The organism is Thiobaca trueperi, assembly GCF_004342175.1.
GTDB classification, from domain to species: Bacteria; Pseudomonadota; Gammaproteobacteria; order Chromatiales; family Chromatiaceae; genus Thiobaca; species Thiobaca trueperi.
In genome coordinates this window covers 40,237-61,383 of the sequence record NZ_SMAO01000003.1, presented here as the reverse complement: position 1 = coordinate 61,383, position 21,147 = coordinate 40,237, and the positions used below count along the sequence as shown (strand labels likewise).

Annotated in this window: 25 protein-coding genes; 20 read left to right on the top strand and 5 right to left on the bottom strand. The window is 63.3% G+C overall.

What is annotated here, in order from left to right; all coding sequences use genetic code 11:
* The first annotated feature begins 64 nt into the window (after positions 1-64).
* The 13 genes from EDC35_RS06185 (at position 65) to ptsP (ending at position 10,810) form a co-directional block, all read left to right on the top strand.
* Positions 65-1,084, top strand: coding sequence for a KpsF/GutQ family sugar-phosphate isomerase (locus EDC35_RS06185; protein ID WP_132976380.1), 1,020 nt, complete (start codon positions 65-67; stop codon positions 1,082-1,084).
* Positions 1,085-1,409: 325 nt separating this feature from the next.
* Complete coding sequence (gene kdsC, locus EDC35_RS06180; protein WP_132976379.1) at positions 1,410-1,931, top strand: 3-deoxy-manno-octulosonate-8-phosphatase KdsC; 522 nt, start codon at positions 1,410-1,412, stop codon at positions 1,929-1,931.
* Positions 1,928-2,530: an LPS export ABC transporter periplasmic protein LptC gene (lptC, locus tag EDC35_RS06175; protein ID WP_132976378.1), complete on the top strand. Its 603-nt coding sequence runs from the start codon at positions 1,928-1,930 to the stop codon at positions 2,528-2,530. Before kdsC ends, lptC begins: the two co-directional genes overlap by 4 nt.
* Entirely contained in the window at positions 2,527-3,057 is a 531-nt protein-coding gene (gene lptA / locus EDC35_RS06170) for a lipopolysaccharide transport periplasmic protein LptA (RefSeq protein WP_132976377.1), read from the top strand. The genes lptC and lptA overlap by 4 nt, the downstream gene beginning before the upstream one ends.
* Positions 3,054-3,779 (top strand): LPS export ABC transporter ATP-binding protein, encoded by a 726-nt coding sequence (gene lptB, locus EDC35_RS06165; protein WP_132976376.1) that lies wholly within the window; start codon positions 3,054-3,056, stop codon positions 3,777-3,779. The genes lptA and lptB overlap by 4 nt, the downstream gene beginning before the upstream one ends.
* Before the next feature lie 150 nt (positions 3,780-3,929).
* Complete coding sequence (locus EDC35_RS06160) at positions 3,930-5,414, top strand: RNA polymerase factor sigma-54 (protein WP_132976375.1); 1,485 nt, start codon at positions 3,930-3,932, stop codon at positions 5,412-5,414.
* A 29-nt stretch (positions 5,415-5,443) separates the two neighbouring features.
* Complete coding sequence (hpf, locus tag EDC35_RS06155) at positions 5,444-5,776, top strand: ribosome hibernation-promoting factor, HPF/YfiA family (RefSeq protein ID WP_132976739.1); 333 nt, start codon at positions 5,444-5,446, stop codon at positions 5,774-5,776.
* A gap of 265 nt (positions 5,777-6,041) precedes the next feature.
* On the top strand, positions 6,042-6,491 hold the full coding sequence (locus EDC35_RS06150) for a PTS sugar transporter subunit IIA (protein ID WP_132976374.1): 450 nt from the start codon (positions 6,042-6,044) through the stop codon (positions 6,489-6,491).
* A gap of 16 nt (positions 6,492-6,507) precedes the next feature.
* Positions 6,508-7,470 (top strand): HPr(Ser) kinase/phosphatase, encoded by a 963-nt coding sequence (hprK, locus tag EDC35_RS06145; protein ID WP_132976373.1) that lies wholly within the window; start codon positions 6,508-6,510, stop codon positions 7,468-7,470.
* A gap of 48 nt (positions 7,471-7,518) precedes the next feature.
* Positions 7,519-8,376, top strand: a complete 858-nt coding sequence (rapZ, locus tag EDC35_RS06140; protein WP_132976372.1) for an RNase adapter RapZ — start codon at positions 7,519-7,521, stop codon at positions 8,374-8,376.
* Between the two features lie 17 nt (positions 8,377-8,393).
* Positions 8,394-8,771: a PTS sugar transporter subunit IIA gene (locus EDC35_RS06135; RefSeq protein ID WP_341539427.1), complete on the top strand. Its 378-nt coding sequence runs from the start codon at positions 8,394-8,396 to the stop codon at positions 8,769-8,771.
* Between the two features lie 33 nt (positions 8,772-8,804).
* Positions 8,805-9,074, top strand: a complete 270-nt coding sequence (locus EDC35_RS06130) for an HPr family phosphocarrier protein (RefSeq protein ID WP_132976370.1) — start codon at positions 8,805-8,807, stop codon at positions 9,072-9,074.
* Positions 9,071-10,810: a phosphoenolpyruvate--protein phosphotransferase gene (gene ptsP / locus EDC35_RS06125; RefSeq protein WP_132976369.1), complete on the top strand. Its 1,740-nt coding sequence runs from the start codon at positions 9,071-9,073 to the stop codon at positions 10,808-10,810. Before EDC35_RS06130 ends, ptsP begins: the two co-directional genes overlap by 4 nt.
* A 166-nt stretch (positions 10,811-10,976) precedes the next feature.
* Here ptsP and EDC35_RS06120 read toward each other — a convergent pair whose 3' ends face one another.
* The 4 genes from EDC35_RS06120 to EDC35_RS06105 form a co-directional block, all read right to left on the bottom strand.
* A complete protein-coding gene (locus tag EDC35_RS06120; RefSeq protein WP_132976368.1) occupies positions 10,977-13,205 on the bottom strand; it encodes a RelA/SpoT family protein in 2,229 nt (742 codons plus the stop codon).
* 92 nt (positions 13,206-13,297) lie between these two features.
* A complete protein-coding gene (rpoZ, locus tag EDC35_RS06115) occupies positions 13,298-13,594 on the bottom strand; it encodes a DNA-directed RNA polymerase subunit omega (protein ID WP_132976367.1) in 297 nt (98 codons plus the stop codon).
* Positions 13,595-13,623: 29 nt separating this feature from the next.
* On the bottom strand, positions 13,624-14,223 hold the full coding sequence (gene gmk, locus EDC35_RS06110) for a guanylate kinase (RefSeq protein WP_132976738.1): 600 nt from the start codon (positions 14,221-14,223) through the stop codon (positions 13,624-13,626).
* Positions 14,224-14,248: 25 nt separating this feature from the next.
* Positions 14,249-15,115 carry a YicC/YloC family endoribonuclease gene (locus EDC35_RS06105; protein WP_132976366.1) on the bottom strand — a complete coding sequence of 289 codons (867 nt, stop codon included), beginning with the start codon at positions 15,113-15,115 and terminating at the stop codon, positions 14,249-14,251.
* A 149-nt stretch (positions 15,116-15,264) separates the two neighbouring features.
* Between EDC35_RS06105 and EDC35_RS06100 the strand changes: the two genes are divergently transcribed.
* The 7 genes from EDC35_RS06100 to EDC35_RS06070 all read left to right on the top strand — a co-directional run bounded on the left by EDC35_RS06100 (position 15,265) and on the right by EDC35_RS06070 (position 20,393).
* Positions 15,265-16,212: a serine/threonine protein kinase gene (locus EDC35_RS06100; protein WP_132976365.1), complete on the top strand. Its 948-nt coding sequence runs from the start codon at positions 15,265-15,267 to the stop codon at positions 16,210-16,212.
* 182 nt (positions 16,213-16,394) lie between these two features.
* Positions 16,395-17,111: a ribonuclease PH gene (rph, locus tag EDC35_RS06095; RefSeq protein ID WP_132976364.1), complete on the top strand. Its 717-nt coding sequence runs from the start codon at positions 16,395-16,397 to the stop codon at positions 17,109-17,111.
* Positions 17,112-17,158: 47 nt separating this feature from the next.
* Complete coding sequence (locus EDC35_RS06090; protein WP_132976363.1) at positions 17,159-17,779, top strand: XTP/dITP diphosphatase; 621 nt, start codon at positions 17,159-17,161, stop codon at positions 17,777-17,779.
* Positions 17,776-18,465 carry a YggS family pyridoxal phosphate-dependent enzyme gene (locus EDC35_RS06085; protein WP_132976362.1) on the top strand — a complete coding sequence of 230 codons (690 nt, stop codon included), beginning with the start codon at positions 17,776-17,778 and terminating at the stop codon, positions 18,463-18,465. The genes EDC35_RS06090 and EDC35_RS06085 overlap by 4 nt, the downstream gene beginning before the upstream one ends.
* 222 nt (positions 18,466-18,687) lie before the next feature.
* Positions 18,688-19,518, top strand: a complete 831-nt coding sequence (proC, locus tag EDC35_RS06080; RefSeq protein ID WP_132976361.1) for a pyrroline-5-carboxylate reductase — start codon at positions 18,688-18,690, stop codon at positions 19,516-19,518.
* On the top strand, positions 19,515-20,090 hold the full coding sequence (locus tag EDC35_RS06075; protein ID WP_132976360.1) for a YggT family protein: 576 nt from the start codon (positions 19,515-19,517) through the stop codon (positions 20,088-20,090). The genes proC and EDC35_RS06075 overlap by 4 nt, the downstream gene beginning before the upstream one ends.
* A 12-nt stretch (positions 20,091-20,102) precedes the next feature.
* On the top strand, positions 20,103-20,393 hold the full coding sequence (locus EDC35_RS06070; protein ID WP_132976359.1) for a DUF167 domain-containing protein: 291 nt from the start codon (positions 20,103-20,105) through the stop codon (positions 20,391-20,393).
* Positions 20,394-20,428: 35 nt separating this feature from the next.
* On the opposite strand, the gene EDC35_RS06065 is transcribed toward EDC35_RS06070, so the two are convergent.
* Positions 20,429-21,118 (bottom strand): sulfite exporter TauE/SafE family protein, encoded by a 690-nt coding sequence (locus tag EDC35_RS06065; RefSeq protein WP_132976358.1) that lies wholly within the window; start codon positions 21,116-21,118, stop codon positions 20,429-20,431.
* Positions 21,119-21,147 lie beyond the last annotated feature (29 nt).

Below are 21,147 nucleotides of genomic sequence, written 5' to 3'. Positions count from 1 at the left end.
AATTTCCGGCGTCTTCCCGCAAACTTCTCCCAGCGATCAGGACACAACAGGATCCACGACAGGCATGACAGCAAGACGGCAACTCGGCGCGCGACAGGCCGCTCTCGCGAGCGGTGAGGCAGACCGGATTCAGGCGCTCGGGCGCGCGGTGATCGAAACCGAAGCCGCCGCTGTGACCGCGCTGGTCGGACGGATCGATGACGCCTTCGTCACCGCCTGTCGCTATATGCTGGCCTGCGAGGGGCGGATCGTGGTGCTGGGAATGGGCAAATCCGGGCATATCGGCGGCAAGATCGCGGCGACCCTGGCCAGCACCGGCAGCCCGGCCTTCTTCGTCCATCCCGGCGAGGCCAGCCACGGCGATCTCGGCATGATTACGCCGAAAGATGTGGTGCTGGCGATCTCCAATTCAGGCGAGACCGCCGAACTGCTGACCATCCTGCCGATCCTCAAGCGGCTCGGGGTGCCCATGATCAGCATGACCGGCAGACGCGGTTCAACGCTTGATCGCGAGGCCGATGTGAGTCTGGACATCAGCGTGGCGAGCGAGGCCTGTCCGCTGGGGCTCGCGCCCACATCGAGCACGACGGCGGCGCTCGTCATGGGCGATGCGCTGGCGATCGCGCTGCTCGAAAGCCGGGGCTTCACCGCCGAGGATTTTGCGCGTTCGCATCCTGCCGGCAGTCTGGGGCGCCGGCTCCTGCTGCATGTCGGCGACATCATGCATCGCGGCGAGCGGTTGCCCAGGGTGACGCTCGGCACCGGCCTGCTGGCGACCCTGGACGAGATGTCACGCAAAGGGCTTGGCATGACGGCAGTGGTCGATGCCGATGGCATGCTGGCCGGGATCTTCACCGACGGCGACCTGCGCCGGGCGCTGGATCGCGGCATCGCCGTTCATCTCACAGTCATCGAAGAGGTGATGACGCGGACCTGTCTGACCGTCGCCGCCGACGCCCTCGCTGCGGAGGCACTGCATCTGATGGAATCGAAGTCGATCAACGGGCTGCTGGTGCTGGATGCCGACCGCCGCCCGATCGGTGCGCTCAACATGCACGACCTGCTGCGTGCGGGTGTGGTGTGAGCAGGAAAATAGACAGGATTAAACCGCGTCCAGCGCGATAGGCGTCATTTTCAGTTTGTGTTTGGCTTTGGAGATGTCATCGACATCAGTGGAGACGCGGTTTAAAACTTTATATTTTTTAATATTTTAAGCCACGCCCGCTCGAACGGTCGTCGATTCTGCCAAGGCCGACTCAATCCTCAACGATCACATACCGCGCCGGGCGCGGTTTAACGGGATTAAAAACAATGATTTGAAAAATCCTGTCAATCCTGCGAAATACTGTTAATCCTGTCTATTCAACGCATTGCTGCGCTGAACAGAACCGCCAGAGGATCACGACTCCATGCCAGACCTTCGCGCACGCGCCGCCCGTATCCAGTTGCTGATCTTCGATGTCGATGGCGTCCTAACCGACGGCAGCCTGTATCTCGGCGACGGCGGGCAGGAATACAAGGTGTTCAACTCGCGCGACGGTCAGGGCATGGTCATGCTGCGCGAGAGCGGTGTGCGGCTGGCGGTTATCACTGGGCGCTCCTCACGGGTGGTGCAGAACCGGATGGAGAGCCTCGGCGTGGCACACATCTATCAGGGTTGCAAAGAGAAACTCCCGGCCTATGAGGATCTCCGCCAGCGTCTGGGGCTCGCCGATGAACAGATCGGCTATGTCGGCGATGATGTGGTGGATCTGCCGGTCATGCGCCGGGCCGGTCTGGCGGTCGCCGTCGGCGATGCCCATCCGCTGGTCCGGCAGCAGGCCCATTGGTGCACCCAGACCAATGGCGGACGCGGCGCGGCGCGCGAGGTGTGCGAGTTCATTCTGGATGCGCAGGGCAATCTGGAGCGCATTCTGGCGCCCTATCGATGAACCCGCCTCTGAGTTGGCTGCCATCGCGCCGGCAATGGCTGCTGGGGATCGGTTTCACCCTCTCCGGTGCGCTGGCCTGGTGGCAGATCCAGATACATCCCGATGAGGTTGCCCCGGCAGGTCAGCGCGCCCGTCTGCCAGATTATGTGGCCCTGAACTTTACCGCCCTGGAAACCGATGCGAACGGCAAACCGAGCCGGCGTCTGGTGGCGGACGAATTACGGCATTATGTCGCTGAGGGTGTCTCCGAACTCAGCCAGCCGCGTCTGACGCTGTTCCAGCCGGACGGTCCACCCTGGAATGCCCGCTCGGAACAGGGAATCGTGCTGGCTGGCGGCGAGCAGATCCGTCTCAGCGGCGATGTCCGGCTCGACCGCCAGGGCGACCGACAAACCCGCGCCACCCATCTGGAAACCGAACGACTCGATGTCTGGCGGACCCAGGCGCTCGCCGAGACCGATCTGCCGGTGCGTATCCGCAGCGACGGCGACGTCCTCACCGCCAAGGGCATGCGGCTCTGGTATGCCGAGCCGATGCGCGCCACCTTTCAGGGGCGCACCCAGATTCGCTTTGCGCCTGAACCGGAGACCAAACCATGAACCGCTCTGCAACGTCACCCCCGGCTTCCGCTGCTGGCCCATGCTGTGACCTGTGGCGACTGGCAGGCATCCTGCTGGTCCTGGTCTCGCTTCCGGTGTGGGCGCTCAAGGAGGACGCCAGTCAGCCCATCCAGATCGAGGCCGACGAGGTCGAGGTGCGCGAGGGCGACAGCACCAGCGTCTATGTCGGTCATGTTCAGGTCGATCAGGGCAGCATGCGGCTCCTCGCTGACCATGTCACGGTCTACCATCGCGAAGACCGCCAGCCCCGGCTCATCATTGCCCTCGGCGCGCCCGCTCACTACAAACAGCTTCTGGACAATGACGAGGGCGAGGTCGAGGCGTTCGCCAAACGCATGGAATATGACGCCGACCGCGATGAATTGACCCTGATCGGCGAGGCCCGGCTGAATCAGGGCACCGACCGTCTCAGCAGCGAACGCATCGTCTATGATCGCGCGCACGCGCAGTTTCGCGCTGGCGGATCGGGCCGGGTCAGGATCACCATCACCCCGGACACGCCATGACCGCACTGCGCGCCGAGCAGCTCAAGAAAAACTATCGCAGCCGTCAGGTGCTGCGGGATGTCAGCGTCACGGTCGAACCCGGCGAAGTGGTCGGTCTGCTCGGCCCCAATGGCGCGGGCAAGACCACCTGTTTCTATCTGATCGTCGGCCTGATCGCGGCGGATGAGGGCCGCATCCTGCTCAACGATCAGGACATCACCCGTCTGCCCATGCATGCCCGCGCCCGCGCCGGACTCAGTTATCTGGCGCAGGAACCCTCGGTCTTCCGCAAGCTCACCGCGCGCGAGAACATCCTGGCGATCCTGGAAACGCGCCGCGATCTCAAGCGACCCGAGCGTGAACAGCGCTGTGCGCGGCTGCTGGAGGAGCTGGGCATCGCCCATGTCAGCGAGTCGCTGGCGCTCAGTCTCTCGGGCGGCGAACGGCGACGTCTGGAGATCGCCCGCGCGCTGGCAGTGGATCCGGTGGTGATGCTGCTTGATGAGCCATTCGCCGGGGTTGACCCCATCGCGGTCGGCGATATCAAGGCCATCGTCTCGCATCTGCGCGACCGTCGGATCGGCGTGCTCATCACTGACCATAACGTCCGCGAAACGCTCGACATCTGCGACCGGGGTTATATCATCAGCGCCGGGAACGTGATCGCCGCTGGCGCACCGGCCGACCTGCTCGCCGACCGGCAGGTGCGCGAGGTCTATCTGGGGGCCGATTTTTCGATGTGACCTTTCCGGTTTCGGGAAACGGCCTAAGCGCCCTGTCCGGCGGGGTGCGCGAATGCCGCAACACAACGGTTTGAAATGGGCTAGAATCGCGTTAGGCACCCTTATTGCTTTCCCCCTTAAACGGATCGTCTCAAGACCTCAGCGTGATCGATGAAGCAATCCATCCAGCTTCGCCTCAGTCAGCACCTCACCATGACGCCGCAGTTGCAGCAGGCGATCAAGCTGCTGCAATTGTCCACGCTCGAACTCCAGAAGGAGATTCAGGAGGCGCTCGACACCAATCTGATGCTGGAGGAAGGGGATGAGGCTGACCGTTTCCAGGCCGGCGAGGCCGACGACATCCGTGGCCCGCAGATCGATGAGGCAGAGCGCGTGCAGATGGAACCGGATCGCCATATCGATCAGGAAATCCGCGCCGAATCCAGCGAGATGCCCGACGAACTCCCGGTTGATACGCACTGGGACGATGTTTACGACTCCTATCTCCCAACCAGCGCCCACAGCGCCGATGACGGCTCGGACTTCGATCCCTTCGCCCATCAGAGCCGTCCGCAGACCCTGCACGATCATCTCGCCTGGCAGTTGAACCTCAGCCGTCTGAATGAACGCGATTTCATGATTGCCCAGGCCATCATCGACGCCATCGACGCAGATGGTTATCTACGCATCGACATCGACGAACTGCTGGCGACCATCGATCACCCGGATCTCGATCCCGACGACGTGGAAACCCTGGTGCATCGGGTCCAGTCGCTTGATCCACCCGGTGTCGGCGCCCGCAATCTGCGCGAATGTCTGCTGATCCAGTTGCGCCAGCTCCCCGCCGAGACACCCTTTCGGAGCCTTGCCATCAGCATCTGCCGCGACGGCTTCGATCATCTGCCCCGGCAGGACGTCAGTGCGCTCGCGCGCCAGTTGCAGGCGTCTGAAGCGGAGATCCCCGGCGCCTTCGACCTCATCCGCCGTCTCAATCCACGACCTGGCGGCTTGATTGAAGAGGCGCCTTCGGAGTACGTTGTCCCTGACATCTTCGTGCGCAAACTGGAAGGCCGCTGGCATGTCGAGCTGAATCCCGACTCGACGCCCAAACTGAGAGTGAATGCAGATTATGCGCGTCTGATCCGACGTACCGATCAGAGCGCCGACAGCACCACTCTGAAGAGTCATCTGCAGGAGGCTCGCTGGTTCATCAAGAGCCTGTCCAGCCGCAATGAAACGGTTCTGCGCGTGGGTTCCAAGATCGTGGAAATGCAACAGGATTTTTTCGAGCAGGGCGATGAGGGAATGCGGCCCATGGTGCTGCGCGACATCGCCGAGGCGCTCGAATTGCATGAATCCACCGTGTCACGGGTCACGACACAGAAATACATGCACACACCGCGAGGCACGTTCGAGTTCAAATATTTTTTTTCCTCTCACGTCAACACCGCTTCTGGCGGCGAGTGTTCGTCCACGGCCATTCGTGCCCTGATCCGCAAGCTGATTGCGGGAGAATCCGCCAGAAAACCCTTGAGCGACGAGAAAATCGCCAAGGATCTTGAGGCACAGGGCATCAATGTCGCGCGCCGGACAGTCGCCAAATACCGCGAGGCAATGGGTATCCCACCCTCGAACGAGCGCAAACGCCTGGCTTGACAGGCCGTTTGAACCTTAGGAGTCATATGATGCAGATCAACCTGACGGGTCACCACATCGACGTTACCGATGCGCTAAAGGTCTATGTCGATAATAAATTCGAGCGCCTGGCGCGACATTTCGACCACGTCATCAACGCCCACGTCGTCCTCAGTGTGGAAAAACTCGCCCAAAAGGCGGAGGCGACGCTCCATATCAATGGCGGCAAGGTCTTTGCCGACTCCGTCCATGAGGACATGTACGCCGCCATCGACGCCCTCATCGACAAGCTGGATCGGCAGGTGCTGCGCTACAAGGAAAAGAAAAGCAGTCATCGCGGCGTGACCAGCTCCTCCAGGATCGCCGAGGCTGAAGAGGATTAACGCAGCCACCTGAGCGGCTCACCACAGCCGTGCCTCCCTGGAACGCACGCGGCGCCTCGGACGGAGAGCAGGCCTCCCGTTCGAGGTGTTTTCATTGAGACGATGACAGACGAGATGCAAACGATGAACGTGATTCTGTCGTCAGGATGATCCGAGGCTCACCGCATTCATGAGTAAAACCCTTGGCCTGCGACACCCCTTACGGGTATCGCGCCCCGATCCCCGCGCCGTCAGGCGCGCTGGCGACTAAACAGGAGTTGGACCCATGTTCAGCCCCGATCTGATCAATGAAGCCCGCATTGGATGCGGTCTTGAGATCGCGAGCAAGAAGCGTCTGCTCGAAATGCTTGCCGACCTGCTGGCAGGCGATCATCCACGCCTGCACACCGAGTCCATCTTCGAGCGACTGCTGGAACGCGAGCGACTGGGCAGTACCGGACTGGGCCACGGCATCGCCCTGCCGCATGCCCGCATCAGGGAGGTCACGCAGGTCCAGGGCGCCTTCGTGAAAACCGCCAGCGGCGTCGATTATGACGCCGCAGACGGCGAACCTGTGGATCTCGCCTTTGCCCTGCTGGTGCCGGAGGCCGCGAATGAAGAACACCTGCGCCTGCTGGCGCATCTGGCCAGTCTGTTCAGTGACCCGTCGATCCGGGCGCAGTTGCGCGAGGCGGATTCGCCCGCCGCGCTCCTGCGCGTGCTGAACAGCCGCTAGGCTATCCAGACCCGCCATGATCGACAGCCTGCAAGCACTGATCGCGCAGACCGGCCCTCAACTCAAGCTGCGCTGGCTGACCCCCGAGCCAGACGCCCTGCGTCCCCTGCGCGGCGAGAACCCGCAGCATGCGCGCCGCTCGCTCATCGGCTCGCTGAACTGCATCCACCCGAACCGGCTGCAGATCATCGGTCATCCGGAGCAGGTCTATCTGGCCGGTCTCGGCAGCACCGCCTTCGCCGAAACCATCGACCGGCTATTCGCAGACTGTCCCGCCGCCGTGCTCTTCGCCGACGATATCCAGCCGGATGCGACCATCCGCGACTACGCCGAACGGACGCAGACACCGCTGCTGGGCTCGCCGCTCGGCGATCAGGAGCTGATCAACCATCTGCGTTATTTTCTGGCCCATGCGCTGGCCGAGCGCAAGACGGTTCACGGCGTTTTCATCGAAGTGCTGGGGATGGGCGTGCTGCTGATCGGCGACCCGGCGGTCGGCAAGAGCGAACTCGCGCTTGACCTCATCACCCGGGGACATCGTCTGATTGCCGACGATGCGCCGCGTTTCGCCCGCATCGCCCCGGAGACGCTGGACGGCACCTGCCCCGAGACACTGCGCGATTTTCTCGAAGTGCGCGGTCTGGGGATCCTCAATATCCGCGCCATGTTCGGCGAGGGCGCCGTGCTGCGCACCAAGACACTCAACCTCATCATCGATCTGCAACCGCTGGACCGACAGCAGCTCGACTCCATCGACCGGCTCACCGGCAGTCTGACGGCAACCAACATTCTGGGCGTGGCGGTGCCCAAGATCATCATGCCGGTGGCGCCCGGTCGCAATCTGGCGATCCTGGTCGAAGCGGCGGTGCGACATCAGATCCTGCGGATCCGCGGCTATGACGCCGGGGTGGATTTCATCGACCGTCAGGCCCGCGCGATCAGTATCGACCGGCCCGATCCGCCGGGGGTGCGGCGCTGACCGCCGGGTCATGCGCCGTCAGACCGGTCCAGCCTGTAATCTGCACTCATGAAACTGGTCATCCTCAGCGGTCTGTCCGGCTCCGGCAAGAGTGTCGCACTCCATACACTGGAAGACCTGGGCTATTACTGCATCGACAATCTGCCGCTCTTTCTGCTGAAAGATCTGGTGCTCGAATTGCGCGGACGGCTCGATTCAGCCTTTGCCAGCACCGCCGTCGGCATCGACGCCCGCGCCAACCCGGACGAACTGAGCCAGCTTCCGGCGCTCGTCTGCACGGCCCTGGATCAGGGCATCGCCTGTCAGGTGCTCTTTCTGGAGACGCAGACCGAGGCGCTGATCCGACGCTTCAGCGAGACCCGCCGCAAGCACCCGCTGACCCGTGGCGACCGCTCGCTCGCTGAGGCGATCGAGCTTGAGCGCGACCTGCTGGAGCCGATCCGGCGGTGCGCGGATCTCTGTCTCGACACCACGCACACCAATGTTCACGAATTGCGCGACAGGGTGCGCGGCTGGGCGGTCGGCAATGCCTCGCCCAAGGCATCCATCCTGCTTCAATCATTTGGCTTCAAGCATGGCGTTCCGCAGGACGTGGATTTCGTCTTCGATGTCCGCTGTCTGCCCAATCCCCACTGGCAATCCGAACTCAAGCCACTGACCGGGCGCGACCCCCAGGTCGTGGCCTTTCTGGAAACCAGCCCCGAGGTCCGACGCATGCGTGACGATATTCTCGCGTTTTTTTCCGACTGGATTCCGCGCTTCGAGACCGATGGCCGCAGCTATCTGACCATTGCCATCGGCTGCACCGGCGGTCAGCACCGCTCGGTCTACATGACCGAGACGCTGCGCCAGCACTTCGAGGCACTCGGCCATGAGGTCATGGTCAGACACCGGGAGCTGTCATGAGGATTGGCGTCCTGCTGATGACCCATCGTCCACTGGCGGGCGATCTGCTGCGGATCGCCAGCGAGATTCTGGGCGGCTCCCCGCCCGGTGTCGAGGCGCTGGAAGTGGTCAACGACACGCCCCGCGAGACGCTGGTTGCGGACGCACTGCGCTGCATTGAGCGACTGGACCAGGGCGACGGGGTACTGATCCTGACCGATCTCTACGGCGCCACGCCAGCCAATGTCGCGGTGGCGCTGCTGGACCGGCATCCGCGTTTACGGGTGCTGGCAGGCGTGAACCTGCCCATGCTGCTGCGGGCGCTGAACTATGCCGAGCTGGATCTGGATACAGTGGTCGATAAGGCGCTGCAGGGCGGACGCGATGGCGCCTGCGCCTGTCAGGCGAGACAGTGAACACAGACTTCAGACAAGACAGGCGCAAACGGAATGATCCGCAAAGAATTCGAGATCTGTAACAAACTGGGGCTGCATGCGCGGGCGGCGGCCAAGCTGGTGCAATGCGCCGGTCGCTTCGCAAGCCGCGTCGAGATCGCCCGACGCGACCAGAGCGTCAATGGCAAAAGCATCATGGGGGTGATGATGCTGGCCGCCAGTCAGGGCACGGTCGTCACGGTCGAGGCCGCAGGCGACGATGAGGCGGAGGCCATCGCGGCGATTGAGACCCTGATCCGGGATCGCTTCGGAGAAGCCGAGTGACCACCGCGTTTCAGGGTATCGGGATCGCTTCATCCTGCCCGATTGCCCTGGGTCCGGCGTTCATCGACGTGCGTGGCGCCAACGGCGCGTCCCACACGCCCATCACGGCCGATCAGGTCGATGCCGAAATCGCGCGTCTCGATCTGGCGGTGGCCGCCGCGCGCGAAGCGCTGCGAGCCCTGCGCGAACAGCCAGCCAGCCGGCCCGCCCAGATCGCTGATTTCATCGATGCCCATCTGCTGATGCTCGAAGACGCCAACCTCATCGACGAGGCACGGCGCATCGTGGCGGATCGCCTGTGCAATGCGGAATGGGCGCTCCAGGTGCAGCGTGACATTCTGGTGCAGGTTTTCGACGAGATGGACGATCCCTATCTGCGAAACCGGCGCGACGACATCGAGCACGTAGTGCGGCAGATCCAGGCCTGTCTTCGCGGCGACAGCCTCCAGCCCGCTCCGTCATCCCAGGATCTCGACGGCTGTGTCGTCGTGGCCCGCGATCTCACGCCAGCGGACGCCATTCTGCTGCGTCAGCGTGGTGCCGTGGCCTTCGTCACCGAATGTGGCGGCCCCATGTCGCATACCGCCATCCTCGCACGCAGCCTGGGGGTGCCGGCCGTGATGGGCATCCACGACGCCACCCGCTATCTGCGTTCGCGCGAATTTCTGGTGGTCGATGGCGAGACCGGAACCGTGCTCGCCAATGCCGACGAGTCCATCCTGACGGCTTTTCGTCAGCGTCTGCATGCAATCAAGGCGCGCCAGCACAGTCTGCGCGAGCTGGTCGGTCGGCCCGCGCTGACCCGCGACGGGGTACCCGTCAGTCTGCTGGCCAATCTGGAACTGCCCGAGGATGTGGCGCTCGCCAAGGCCAATGGCGCAGCCGGCGTTGGTCTCTATCGCACCGAATTCCTCTACATGAACCGTGACGACCTCCCGGACGAGGACGAGCATCTGGTCACCTATGCCGCGATGATCGCAGGTCTCGACGGTCTCCCGCTCACCATCCGCACCCTGGATCTGGGCGTCGACAAGCGCAGTGATCTGATCACCAGCCTGGGTGCCAGCGTCAGCAATCCGGCGCTCGGCCTGCGCGCGATCCGGCTCTGTCTCAAAGAGCCGGAGCTGTTTCTCCCGCAGGTGCGGGCGATCCTGCGCGCCTCCGCGCTCGGCCCCGTGCGTCTGATGCTGCCGCTCGTCACCAGTGTCCAGGAGCTGGACACCGTGCTCACCCTCATCGCTCAGATCAAGCGTCAGCTCGACCGCGAGGGGCTTGGCTATGATCCCGCCATGCCGGTTGGCGCCATGATCGAGGTTCCCGCCGCCGCGCTGACGGCGCGCGCCATTGCCCGTCGCATGGACTTTCTATCCATCGGCACCAACGACCTGATCCAGTACACCCTGGCCATCGACCGTCTGGACGAGGCCGTCAACTATCTGTTTGATCCCACCCATCCCGCCATCCTGCGGCTGGTGCGTCTCGTCATCGAAGCGGGCCGTGACCTTCAGATTCCGGTCAGCATGTGCGGCGAAATAGCCGGCGACCCGCGCTTCACACGCCTGCTCCTGGGGCTCGGACTGCGCGAATTCAGCATGCAGCCCGGCGCCATTCTCGACATCAAGGAGATTCTGCTCCAGGCGGATACGGAAGAACTGGAGCGACGCGCGGATCAGCTCTTCGCCCGTCTCGACGAGGATGAGCCGGGTCGATTGCTGGATGCGCTGAATCAGATCTGAGACTGGAAGCTGACTGCGCTTGAATAGACAGGATGAAAAGGATTCTCCAGGGTGAACAGGATTTCTCAAGGCATTGTTTTAATCTTAAACCGCGCCAGCTCACACGCTCATTGAGGCGGCCAGGATCGGTCCAACCACAAGCATCGCCTGTCGCACAGGGCGCGGTTTAAGATCGGGTGATGCGGGTGATGCGGGTAACGAGCGGGATCAGACGCAGACGGCGCATGATGCGGGCGAGGTGGGCGCGGCTGTTGACCAGAAGCTGGAATTCCAGGTCGGTTGTCATGCCATCCTTTTCGCGTGACTGGACGGTTTCGATATTGGAGCCCAGTTCGGCGATGGCACCGGCGACGACCGCCAGCGCCCCGCGACGGTTGCCGATCTCGACCCGGATTTCGGTCGGAAACTCGCCTTCCGGATCTTTGGCCCATTCCACGTCCAGACGCTTGTCGCGCTTGCTTTCCAGACTGCCCAGATTGCGGCACTCGCTGCGGTGGACGACGATGCCGCGACCGGGGCTGAAGAGTGCGGCGATGCCGTCACCGGGGATGGGCCGGCAGCAGCGGGCGAAATTCACCACCATGCCTTCGGTGCCGCGAATGGCCAGCCGATGCGGATGGACATCCCCGTCGCGGCTGGTCTCGCTGGCGCTCTCATCACTCTCATTTCCCGCCAGATGACGTGCGACCAGCGTGGCCAGACGATTGCCTAAACCGATGTCGCCGAGCAGATCGTCCAGATCGCGCAGATTGGCGTCAGCCAGATAGGTGGCGAGTCGGATGGGATCGATATGATCGAGATCGAGGTTGAAACTTGCCAGTTCGGTCGTCAGCAGACGCTGACCGAAGACCTGCGCCTCGCGCTGCTGGATGTTCTTGAGATAGCCGCGAATGTTGGCGCGGGCCTTGCCGGTGACGACGAAATTCAGCCAGCCCGGATTGGGTCGCGCGCCGGGTGCGGTGATGATCTCGACGGTCTGACCGCTGCGCAGTGCCGTGCTCAGGGCCGCCATCCGCCGGTCGATACGGGCGGCCACGCAGTTGTTACCCACATCCGAATGGATCGCATAGGCGAAATCAACCACCGTGGCGCCGCGCTTGAGGTTGAGAATCCGCCCCTTGGGCGTGAAGACATAGACCTCGCCCGGAAAGAGATCGACCTTGACGTGTTCCAGGAACTCCACCGAGTTGCCGGCCTCGCGCTGCATCTCCAGCAGGTTCTGCAACCAGTCGGCGGCGAGTGCGGCGGGATTGGCGGGAGATTGTCCGCCGGCCTTGTACATCCAGTGGGCGGCAATGCCGGATTCGGCGACCCGCTGCATGTCCTCGGTGCGGATCTGGATCTCGATCTGGATGCCCTGCGGACCCACCAGCGCGGTGTGCAGCGCCTGGTAACCGTTGGTCTTGGGGATGGCGATATAGTCCTTGAAGCGCCCCGGAACCGGCTTGTAGAGATTGTGGATCAGACCCAGCACGCGATAACAGGTATCGACCCGGTCCACCGTCACCCGGAAGGCGAACACATCGACCAGATCCGAGAAACCGCGCGACTTGTCGCGCATCTTGCGATAGATGCCGTACAGATGCTTGCGCCGGCCCTCGACCGCGCCCTGAATGCTCTCCTGCTGCAACGCCTGCTTCAGTGCCGTTTCGACCGTGCCGACCATCTCGACGCGGGCGCCGACGGTCCTCTGGAGCGCACACTGAATCACCCGGCGGCGCCAGGGCCAGTAATGCGCGAAGCCGAGTTCTTCCAATTCGATCCGGACCCGATTGATGCCGAGCCGGTTGGCAATGGGGGCGAAGATGTCGAGCGTCTCGCGCGAGATGCGCCGGCAGGCTTCGGGGCTCATTGAATCGAGCGTGCGCATGTTGTGCAGCCGGTCCGCGAGCTTGATGAGGATCACGCGGATGTCGCGGGTCATCGCCAGCAGCATCTTCTGCAGACTGGCCGCCTGCGCCTCGGCACGTGAGTTGAACGCGATCTGCGAGAGCTTGCTGACCCCATCGACCAGCTCGGCGACCTCTTCGCTGAAAGTGGCGGCGACCTGTTCCTTCGGGATCAGGGTGTCCTCGATGACATCATGCAGCAGGGCGGCGATCAGACACTGATAGTCCATGCGCATCTCGGCGAGAATGCGCGCGACCGCCAGCGGATGATAGATATAGGGTTCGCCGGATTTGCGCTTCTGGCCCTCGTGGGCCTCGGCCCCGAACAGATAGGCGCGATAACATTCGCTGACCTGATCGGGCGGCAGATAGGTTTCGAGATAGGCGCAGAAGTCACTGGCGAGATAACGCGGCGCAGACGGCGCCAGCGTCTCGGCGCTGAACCCGGCGTCGGCGGATCCTGAATCAGGTCCGACAGCAGGCGAGGGTGCAACGGCCGTTTGCATGAGACGTACCCGTGCCGGTCAGGTATGGCGCGGGACGCGACAGCCGACACGCCGGGCCGGCATCAATCGATCCGGGTGGACAGGGGCTGAGGTCATTCGCGCGCATCCCGTGGCGATTCGATCTCCGGCTCTTCCACCGCAAAACCGGTGTTGAGCGCCATGGCCGCCGCCGTTTCGTCCATTTTCTTCTGGGCCTCCTGCACCATGGCATTGGAGATATGACCGGCGGCGATCTCGCGCAGCGCCATCACGGTCGGCTTGTCGTTCTCCCAGGGCAGAGTGGATTCGACGCCATGCGCCAGTTGTCGCGCCCGCCTGGTCGCGAGCAGAACCAGATCAAAGCGGTTATCGACGTGATTGAGACAATCCTCGACGGTAATTCTTGCCATGTTTTCGTACTCCAATCCTGAAAATCAGTTCAAAACAATTTTGCCAAATGCGGTCTCTGCCGCTCCAGGCGGAGTCGCTCGGCGGTGGTGATCGCGGCGAGCGCATCGAGCGCCATGTCGAAGCGGTCATTGACGACCAGATAGTCGTATTCGGCGTAATGGGCCATCTCATCGCGGGCCTGGGTCATGCGTCGGGCGATGACCTCGTCACTGTCGGTACCGCGACCACGCAGCCGGCGCTCCAGCTCGGCGATGCTCGGCGGCAGCACGAAGATGCTGACCGCCGCCGGAAAGCGTTCACGCACCTGACGGGCACCCTGCCAGTCGATCTCCAGAATCAGATCCCGACCTGCTTCCAGACAGGTACGCACGTCTGTTTCACGGGTGCCATAGAGGTTGCCGAAGACCTCGGCATGCTCCAGAAAATCACCTGCGTCAACCGCCTGACGAAAGCGGGGCTGATCGAGAAAATGATAGTGGATCCCTTCCTGCTCGCCCAGACGCATGGTGCGCGTGGTGCAGGAGACGGAGAGGCTGAGACCGGGGTCGCGCGCCAGCAGCGCCTTGACCAGACTGGTTTTGCCGGCGCCCGAGGGGGCCGATACGATAAAGAGGATTCCCGCGACCATCATTCACTCGGTTGGTTGGCGTCAGCTATTCCAGGTTCTGAACCTGTTCGCGCATCTGTTCAATCAGCACCTTCATCTCCACCGCCTCGCGGGTGACGGCGACATCGGCGGATTTGGAGCCCAGGGTGTTGGCCTCACGGTTGAGTTCCTGCATCAGGAAGTCGAGCCGGCGTCCGACGGGTTCGTCGCGGGTCAGGACATCCCGCACCTCGGCGACGTGGGCCTCCAGACGGTCCATTTCCTCATCCACGTCGAGCTTGGCGGCCAGAATGGCGATTTCCTGCTCCAGTCGCGCCGGATCCAGCTCAGCGCGCAATTCGATGAGCCGATCATGGAGACGCTGACGCACTCCGCCCAGGACATCGGGCAGACGCGCTCGCACCCGCGCCACGCTTTCCTGAAGCCGGTCGCAACGATCACGCAGGAGGGTCTCCAGACGCACGCCTTCGCGTTCACGGGTCGCCAGCAGGGTATCGATGGCAACCTCCAATAGCTCCAGCGCCACGGTCGTCACCCGGTCCAGATCCCGTTCCTGCTCCTGGATGACGCCCGGCCAGCGCAGCAGCTCAAAGGGTGAGGGCTCGACGCCGCGACCGATCAGCACGCCGATCTCCTGACCGGCTGCCAGCAGTTGCTCGACGAAGGGCCGGTTGATGTGCAGCGTGCCCACCGCGCCGAGCGCCGGGACATAACGCAGACCGCAATCCACCTTGCCCCGCTGCAAACGGGCCGAGAGCCGTGTCCGCACCGCCACATCGAGTGCGCGCAGTTCCTCAGGCAGACGGAGATGCGGCTCCAGATAGCGATGGTTGACGGTTCGCAGTTCCCAGGTCAGCTCGCCGAAGTCGCCGCTGCGGGTCTCGCGGGCGAAGGCCGTCATGCTTTTAATCATGTGCGATGCTTTTCATCATGTGAGTGGGGGTCTCCCGGATCGATCAAGAAGGGGCGAAACTGACAAAGGAGCCCAATTCTGCGCGTGATTCGGTCTATTATACCGGCTGTCTTCAGCCAACGTCCGCCCGGAACGCCACAGACGCAATCATGACCCCCGTTGCTGCCCGAGAGACTCTTCGCCCCGGCACCCTGCTGGGCAGCTACCGGATCCTCAAGTCCATCGCCAAAGGAGGCTTCAGTCTCATCTATCTGGCTCTCGATGAGAATAGCGGTGAGGAGGTGGTGATCAAGGAGTACATGCCCAAGAAGATCGCGAGCCGCGATCCCGACCAGCGGATCATACCAATCACCCCGGACTATACCGAAAACCTGCATCACGGGCGGAAGTTATTTTTTCAGGAAGTCAAGGCGCTGGCCTCGCTGAAACATCCCAATATCGTGCGCGTGCTGGCCTTCCTGCTCGCCAACGACACCGGCTATCTGGTGATGCCCAATGAGCGCGGACGCAATCTCGGCTCCTATCTGCACGAACGCAAGGGCGGACTCAGCACCACCTTTCTGCTGGAGGTCTTCGTGCCCGTCCTCGATGCCCTAGCGCTGATGCACCGGCGCGCCATGCTCCATCTGGACGTGAAACCGGGCAACATCCATCTGCGCCACGGCAATCAGCCGCTGCTGCTCGATCTGGGCGCGGTCCATCCGCTCAATCGCGGACGTGCGCGCGGCGGACAGGTCATCACCGCCGGTTATTCGCCGGTCGAGCAGTATTTCCGCGCCGGTCAGGTCGGTCCCTGGACGGATGTCTATGCCGTCGGCGCCAGTCTGCGCACCTGCATGGATGGGCGCACCCCCCAACCCGCCCCCGATCGTCAAAAGGAAGATAAACTCCTGCCCGCCAAAGAGGCATTGAAAGACCGCTACCCGCCGTTTCTGCTGGAGGCCGTCGACTGGTCGCTCGCCATGGATCCCGCGCAGCGTCCGCAGGACGCCACCGAACTGCTGAATGTGCTGGCCCCGCACCTCGACGATCCCCAGCTTTCGCGCCTCACTCAGGAAACCAGTTCGGAGCTGCTGGGCGAAAGCCGGCGCATTTGACATCAAGCCACCAGCTTTCAGCCATCAGCCGCCAGTGATCACAGACACGACAGCAGCACCTAAGAAATCCCGAGGCCGTTCGTTGTCGTTGTCGTCGGCTTGCAAATCTTCGATTACGACAACGACAACGATCTGAGACGGTCTTGGAACATCTGCACTACTACAGCCTTACCGGAGACCTTATGAGACCATCCCAACGCCGTCCCGATCAGCTTCGCCCACTCCGTTTCACCCGTGGCTTCACCCGTCACGCGGAAGGTTCGGTGCTGGTCGAATTCGGCGACACCCGCGTGCTCTGCACCGCCAGCGTCGAGTCCCGCGTGCCGCCCTTTCTCAAAGGACAGGGCAGCGGCTGGATCACCGCCGAATATGGCATGCTTCCCCGCTCCACCGACCGCCGCACCGACCGCGAGGCCGCGCGCGGCAAGCAGAGCGGACGGACCCAGGAAATCCAGCGGCTCATCGGTCGCTCGCTGCGCGCGAGCGCCGATCTGCGTGCACTGGGCGAACGCTCGATCACGCTCGACTGCGACGTGCTCCAGGCCGACGGCGGTACCCGCACCGCCGCCATCACCGGCGCCTGGGTCGCCCTGCGCGACGCCATCGACGGCCTGATCGCGCGCGGCGAGCTGGCGACCAACCCGCTCCAGTCGCAGGTTGCCGCCGTCTCGGTCGGCATCTACAAAGGGGTGCCCGTGCTCGATCTGGACTATGCCGAAGACAGCACCGCCGAAACCGATATGAATCTCGTGATGGATGGTGAGGGACGCTTCATCGAGATCCAGGGCACCGCCGAAGGCACGCCATTCAGCCGCGACGAGATGGATGCCCTGCTGACGCTCGGGGCGAACGGGATCCGGCAGATTCAGGCGGCGCAGCGTGCGGCCCTGAGTGGGTGAGTTGAGAATGCACCATCGAATTGCTGACATAAGCTGGGGAATGAACAATGAGCCAAACACACACTGGCGAATCCATCGTCCTCGCCAGCAACAATGCCGGGAAGGTGCGCGAGATCGGTCAACTGCTCACCGAAGCGCGGATTCGCATCGTGCCCCAGGGCGAATACGGTGTCCCCGAGGTCGAGGAGACCGGGCTGACCTTCGTTGAGAACGCCATTCTCAAGGCACGGCACGCCGCACGACACAGCGGACTGGCTGCCATCGCGGATGACTCGGGGCTGGAGGTCGATGCACTGCGCGGCGCGCCGGGGATCTATTCGGCCCGTTATGCCGGGGCTGGCGCGTCCGATCAGGAGAACCTGCTCAAGCTGTTGCGTGAACTCGAAGGCGTGCCCGAAAACCAGCGCACCGCGCGTTTCCAGTGTCTGCTGGTCTATCTGCGTCATGCCGATGATCCGACCCCGCTGATCTGCCAGGGTACCTGGGAGGGACGCATCCTGACCTCACCCCGTGGCACGAATGGCTTCGGCTATGATCCGGTCTTTTTCGTGCCGACAGAGGGTTGCAGCGCCGCCGAGCTGGATCCCGAGACCAAAAACCGGCTCAGTCATCGGGGACAGGCGCTGCGTCGGCTTCAGCGGCTGCTGGAAGCAGGCTGCAACCCATGACCAACAAGGATATCGAAGCCAGCCTGCGCCAGACCCAGGCGCGCATCCGCACCGCCGCCGAGCGGGCCGGACGTGATCCCGAAAGCGTCGCGCTCATCGCGGTGAGCAAGAAGCAGTCGGCTGAGGCCATCCGCGCCGCCTATGAGGCTGGACAGCGGGCCTTCGGCGAGAGTTATCTCCAGGAAGCGCTGGACAAGATAAGCCAGCTTGCCGATCTCGACATCGACTGGCATTTCATCGGTCGCATCCAGGCCAACAAAACGCGCCAGATCGCCACCCATTTCGCCTGGGTGCATGGTCTGGCTGATTCCGCCCATGCGCGTCGCCTGAGCGAACAGCGGCCCGGAGAGATGCCGCCGCTGAATGTCTGTCTTCAGGTCAACCTGAGCGGCGAGTCCAGCAAGGGCGGAATCGAGCCATCGGCGGTCCCGGATCTGCTGAATCTGTGCGAGACCCTGCCGGGATTGCGGGTCAGAGGGCTCATGACCCTGCCCGCGCCGAGCGATGACGAGACGACACAGCGCCAGCCATTCCGCGCGCTGCGGATGTTGCGCGACCAGCTCGCCACCCCGACCCGACCGCTCTCCTGTCTCTCGATGGGGATGTCCGATGACCTGGAGGCCGCGATCCTCGAAGGCGCGACCTTCGTGCGCATCGGCACCGCGATTTTCGGGGAGCGCCATTAAACCGCGTCCAGAGCGAGATGCTGCGTTTCGAGTGAGTTCGACGTTTGGCACATCCACGACCCTTAGCCGGGACGCGGTTTAAAATTTTATATTTTTTAATAGCTTAAACCGCGCATGCTCCGACGCATCGTCGATGCTGCCAAGGTCGATCCAATCCAAAAACATCGCATACCGCTCTGGGCGCGGTTTAGACTTCACCCTTCCATCTTTTCCGGGGTTGACATGACCACAGCGAGGATTGCTTTTATCGGTGGCGGCAACATGGCCACCAGTCTGATTGCCGGCCTGATTGCCGATGGCCAGGCGCCAGACAGCCTGCAAATCGCCGATCCCAGCCAGGATCGGCGCAACAGCCTGGAGTCCCGCTTCGGCGTGCGGGCCTTCGCCCAGAATGCCGATGCCATCGCTGGTGCGGAGACCGTGGTGATCTGCGTCAAACCGCAGTTGGCGGCTGCGGTCTGCCGCGACATTGCGACGCCGCTCAAGAGCGGGCGTCCGCTGGTCATTTCAGTCATGGCCGGCGTTCCCGAACAGGCCATGCAGCGCTGGTTCGGGACGACGCTGCCCATCGTGCGCGCCATGCCCAACACCCCGGCGATGGTGCAGAGCGGCGCTATCGGTCTGCATGCCAGCCCGGAAGTGGATGCCGAAGGCCGTAATCGCGCCGAGACCATCCTGCGTGCTGTCGGGCTCATCCGCTGGGTCGCAGACGAGACGCAGATCGATGCGGTCACGGCCATCTCGGGCAGTGGTCCGGCCTATTTCTTTCTCTTCATGGAGGCGATGGAAGCGGCTGGAATCGACCTGGGACTGGATGCCGAGACCGCCCGCCTGCTGACCATCCAGACCGCCCTGGGCGCGGCCAGGATGGCGATGGAGAGCGACGCGCCGCCGTCCCGTCTGCGCGAACAGGTGACCTCGCCGGGCGGCACGACCGAACGCGCGCTGGCTGTTTTCAATGGGGCCGATCTGCATGATCTGGTCGCACGCGCCGCAACCGCCGCCCGCGACCGCGCCGCCGAACTTTCTCACACCCTGTCGGAGCAGTCATGACCGGTTCCTATCTGATCGATCCGCTCGTTTTCCTGATCCAGACCCTGTTCGGGCTCTATGCCGCCGTGGTGGCAATCCGCTTCCTGCTGCAATGGGCGCGGGCCGATTTCTACAACCCCATCTCGCAGTTCGTGGTCAAGGTCACCACGCCCGTGCTCCGCCCGCTGCGTCAGATCATCCCCGGCTATGGCGGCATGGATCTGGCAGCCCTGGTGCTGGTCTGGCTCCTGACCGCCGTCGAGCTGGCGATTCTGGGACTGCTGCTCGGCGTGGATCGCTTTCCGCTGCTGGCGCTGGGCTGGGCGGTGCCGGCCGTCGTCGAACTCTTCATCAACCTCTTTCTGTTCGCGGTGCTGATCCGGGTCGTCCTGAGCTGGGTCAATCCCGATCCCTATAACCCGGCGGTATCCCTGCTGGCGCGACTCACCGACCCCATCATGCGCCCGGCGATGCGCGTCATCCGCCCCATTGGTGGCATCGATCTGTCCCCCATGCTGGTCATGATCAGCCTGGTGCTGCTCAACATGCTCCTGATTCCGCCGCTCAGGTGGCTCGTCGGCAGTCCGTTCTGAGGCGCGCGGCGAATGTCCTGGTATCGCTGGAAGGGCGAGGATCTGGAGCTCTCGGTGCGGGTTCAGCCCCGTGCGCCGCGCGATGGATTCGTCGGACCTGATCCGGGCGGTGAGCATTATCGGGTGCGCATCCAGTCGCCACCGGTCGATGGCAAAGGCAACCAGGGGCTGCGACGCTTCATCGCCGATGCCTTTGGCGTCGCCCCCTCACAGGTCGAGATCCTCGGCGGCGAGCATGCCCGTTACAAACGGCTGCTGATTCAGCGGCCCCGGTGTCTGCCGATTCCGGTCGAGCCCCGATAGCCGGATTGCGGGCCACGCAGGCCGCATTGGCGCGCTTAACCGGTCAACCGCCAGAGCGCGTGGAGACCGAAGCCGATGATCAGCAGTCCGGCAATCCTGCGGACCCAGTCACGTTCGGCAATACGCGCGGCGGCGCCCGCGAGCAGCCCGATGCCGAGCAGATTCGGCAGGGTGCCGAGACCGAAGGCCAGCATCACGCCCGCGCCGTCGAGCGGACTGCCGGTCGCAATGGCGGTGATGAGCACGCTGTAGACCAGTCCGCAGGGAATCCAGGCCCAGATGAAGCCGATGGCAGCGGCCTGTCCCAGGCTGTGGATCGGCAACAGACGCCTGGTCAGCGGTTGCAGTCGCCGCCAGAGGATCAGGCCCAGACGCTCGGTTGCAGCCAGCAGACGCCACCAGCCGCCCAGATAGAGTCCCAGCAGGATCATCATGATGCCGGCGAAGGCGTAGAGCGCACGCTGTGCGATCTGGAGTGAATCGACTTGCAGCAGCAGTGCACCCAGACCACCGAACAGTGCACCGGCGAGACCATATCCAATGACACGGGCCAGATTAGCGGTAAACTGATACGGCAGCATCCGCCAGGGATCGCAGCGGATGTCCGGGGCCAGCCCGACGGTCAGCGAGCCGACCAGACCGCCGCACATGGTCAGACAATGGACCCCGCCCAGCAGCCCGACCAGCCAGGCCGTGAGGTAAACTTGGGTGAGCGTGAGCGACACGGCAGATCTCCGGAATGAACCTTTTCATC

Excerpts from the sequence above, each read along its gene's own strand:
- EDC35_RS06185 (WP_132976380.1), top strand. The coding sequence starts at position 65 with ATGACAGCAAGACGGCAACTCGGCGCGCGACAGGCCGCTCTCGCGAGC.
- kdsC (WP_132976379.1), top strand. The coding sequence starts at position 1,410 with ATGCCAGACCTTCGCGCACGCGCCGCCCGTATCCAGTTGCTGATCTTC.
- lptC (WP_132976378.1), top strand. The coding sequence starts at position 1,928 with ATGAACCCGCCTCTGAGTTGGCTGCCATCGCGCCGGCAATGGCTGCTG.
- lptA (WP_132976377.1), top strand. The coding sequence starts at position 2,527 with ATGAACCGCTCTGCAACGTCACCCCCGGCTTCCGCTGCTGGCCCATGC.
- lptB (WP_132976376.1), top strand. The coding sequence starts at position 3,054 with ATGACCGCACTGCGCGCCGAGCAGCTCAAGAAAAACTATCGCAGCCGT.
- EDC35_RS06160 (WP_132976375.1), top strand. The coding sequence starts at position 3,930 with ATGAAGCAATCCATCCAGCTTCGCCTCAGTCAGCACCTCACCATGACG.
- hpf (WP_132976739.1), top strand. The coding sequence starts at position 5,444 with ATGCAGATCAACCTGACGGGTCACCACATCGACGTTACCGATGCGCTA.
- EDC35_RS06150 (WP_132976374.1), top strand. The coding sequence starts at position 6,042 with ATGTTCAGCCCCGATCTGATCAATGAAGCCCGCATTGGATGCGGTCTT.
- hprK (WP_132976373.1), top strand. The coding sequence starts at position 6,508 with ATGATCGACAGCCTGCAAGCACTGATCGCGCAGACCGGCCCTCAACTC.
- rapZ (WP_132976372.1), top strand. The coding sequence starts at position 7,519 with ATGAAACTGGTCATCCTCAGCGGTCTGTCCGGCTCCGGCAAGAGTGTC.
- EDC35_RS06135 (WP_341539427.1), top strand. The coding sequence starts at position 8,394 with ATGACCCATCGTCCACTGGCGGGCGATCTGCTGCGGATCGCCAGCGAG.
- EDC35_RS06130 (WP_132976370.1), top strand. The coding sequence starts at position 8,805 with ATGATCCGCAAAGAATTCGAGATCTGTAACAAACTGGGGCTGCATGCG.
- EDC35_RS06120 (WP_132976368.1), bottom strand. The coding sequence starts at position 13,205 with ATGCAAACGGCCGTTGCACCCTCGCCTGCTGTCGGACCTGATTCAGGA.
- rpoZ (WP_132976367.1), bottom strand. The coding sequence starts at position 13,594 with ATGGCAAGAATTACCGTCGAGGATTGTCTCAATCACGTCGATAACCGC.
- gmk (WP_132976738.1), bottom strand. The coding sequence starts at position 14,223 with ATGGTCGCGGGAATCCTCTTTATCGTATCGGCCCCCTCGGGCGCCGGC.
- EDC35_RS06105 (WP_132976366.1), bottom strand. The coding sequence starts at position 15,115 with ATGATTAAAAGCATGACGGCCTTCGCCCGCGAGACCCGCAGCGGCGAC.
- EDC35_RS06100 (WP_132976365.1), top strand. The coding sequence starts at position 15,265 with ATGACCCCCGTTGCTGCCCGAGAGACTCTTCGCCCCGGCACCCTGCTG.
- rph (WP_132976364.1), top strand. The coding sequence starts at position 16,395 with ATGAGACCATCCCAACGCCGTCCCGATCAGCTTCGCCCACTCCGTTTC.
- EDC35_RS06090 (WP_132976363.1), top strand. The coding sequence starts at position 17,159 with ATGAGCCAAACACACACTGGCGAATCCATCGTCCTCGCCAGCAACAAT.
- EDC35_RS06085 (WP_132976362.1), top strand. The coding sequence starts at position 17,776 with ATGACCAACAAGGATATCGAAGCCAGCCTGCGCCAGACCCAGGCGCGC.
- proC (WP_132976361.1), top strand. The coding sequence starts at position 18,688 with ATGACCACAGCGAGGATTGCTTTTATCGGTGGCGGCAACATGGCCACC.
- EDC35_RS06075 (WP_132976360.1), top strand. The coding sequence starts at position 19,515 with ATGACCGGTTCCTATCTGATCGATCCGCTCGTTTTCCTGATCCAGACC.
- EDC35_RS06070 (WP_132976359.1), top strand. The coding sequence starts at position 20,103 with ATGTCCTGGTATCGCTGGAAGGGCGAGGATCTGGAGCTCTCGGTGCGG.